Annotated in this window: 2 protein-coding genes; one reads left to right on the forward strand and one right to left on the reverse strand. The window is 33.1% G+C overall.

Features of this window, described 5'->3' with window-relative positions; translation table 11 throughout:
• Positions 1-315 (forward strand): transposase (locus tag BMW63_RS17700; protein WP_175460316.1); only part of this gene is annotated, 315 nt, incomplete at its 5' end.
• Between the two features lie 235 nt (positions 316-550).
• On the opposite strand, the gene BMW63_RS17705 is transcribed toward BMW63_RS17700, so the two are convergent.
• On the reverse strand, positions 551-1,549 hold the full coding sequence (locus BMW63_RS17705) for an acyl-CoA thioester hydrolase/BAAT C-terminal domain-containing protein (RefSeq protein ID WP_074724784.1): 999 nt from the start codon (positions 1,547-1,549) through the stop codon (positions 551-553).
• Positions 1,550-1,684 lie beyond the last annotated feature (135 nt).

The following is a 1,684-nucleotide window of genomic DNA, read 5'->3' on the forward strand; positions in this document are numbered from 1 at the left end:
AACGGATTTAAGAAACAAATGACACTGACGCACGAAGAATTTATCAGGCGTTTTGCGTTGCATATTTTGCCCAAACGTTTTGTAAAAATCCGTCATTATGGTTTTTTGAGTAGCACTTGGAAACGTCAAAAGCTCAAGCTTTTGCAGGAGAAATTAAAAGTAAAAGTGCTAGAAAAAGCAGAAAAGAAACCATTTTTACCCAAATGTCCGTGTTGCAAAACGGGCAATTTACATCGAATAGCGGTTTTTGACCAGCGTGGTCCGCCTGCTTGGTATCTTGGCGGTAGCCAAAGTTCAATTCCCTGTAAAAAATAACTTTATGGGTAAGGGCAGGTCTGCCCAATCCCGAAACTTCGGGAAAGCAAAACAGTATAAAATTAGCCTGATTTACACACCAAAAAAAAAGAGGCGTTTTAGCCTCTTGTAACCACTCTACCCAATTTACGATAACTCCATATTGTTGACGGCATGTAATCGGTTCCGTTCAACCGCGGCTTCATTGTTGGCTTTTCAAGCCCAACGAATCCTTAGCTGTTGTGCGACGTTTTTTTTAATTTGAATTTAGCCATTTCAACCAATCATTCGCAACTTTGTCCCAATTATAAATGTCAAAATTTGGTTTGTTGTCAGCTGTCATTGGAAAAAAATTATGCTCTGTTCCAATGTAAGCATTGAACTGAAAATTCTTTCTGTTTTTCAAAATACAATCAACTCTGAAATAATCATTAAATGGCGAACTGTAATCTTTTGTACCATAACAAATAAGTACAGGTATTTTTAATTTTTCCATATAATAAGTTGTTGGAATAGAAAATTCAAATGTTGCTCTGTAAGTATCACCTTGTCCGTCGTCAGTCATATCCATTTTGTTGTTCACAACATCTTGCCAATATCTAAAATTCTCTTCCGCATATTTTGTGCTGTCAGTTTCGGTTGTTCTACTTTCTTCGATTACAGACATAATTCTGCCTAATGGATTTCCACCAGAATAAATAAGATGGGTTATTAATTTTGAGATATTTGCCATTTTCGCAACAATTGTACTTCCTTCAGAATGTCCTGCAACAACAAGTTTGGATTTTGATACCCACGGTTGTTTTTGTAAATATTTAATTATTTCAATATTTCTGTCCACATAATAAGTTAGCAAGTTCCTTTCATTGTATTCTTTTGGGAAATTGCCTGAGCTATCAATGTAAGTAAAATCTTTACCAAGCGTTTTTGTATCAGCAATTAAAGGAATATTTGGTTTGCCAATAATCACTAAATGATATTTTTGAGAAATACTGTCTGTGTCAAAAGGAAAAACTGGATAATCCCCTTGTTCACTATATTTTATTAAAGGTTTTGGTAAGCTTCCTTGAGAAAAGAATAACAAAGGCTTTTTTAAATTTTCTTCTCCATTTTTTGATTTGATTAAAATGTCTACTTTGTCGTTTTTATAAATATATATTATGTGTTTATAACCAAAGTCTTCGGCAGTTCTTTTTTGTCCGAAAGCATTAATAGTCAAAAACAAATATGCAAAAATTATAATTTTTATTTTCATTTATTCTTCAATTTATATTCGGTTCAGGTAAAATGTCGCACAACGTCAGTCTGTGAAAAAACCTCCGTTTAATTCTATCAAATATAAACAAATAATCTAATTATTAGACAGAAAAGTTGTATATTTAATGATGCA

The sequence above is a fragment of the Flavobacterium frigoris genome (assembly GCF_900111075.1).
In the GTDB taxonomy this organism is placed as follows: domain Bacteria; phylum Bacteroidota; class Bacteroidia; order Flavobacteriales; family Flavobacteriaceae; genus Flavobacterium; species Flavobacterium frigoris.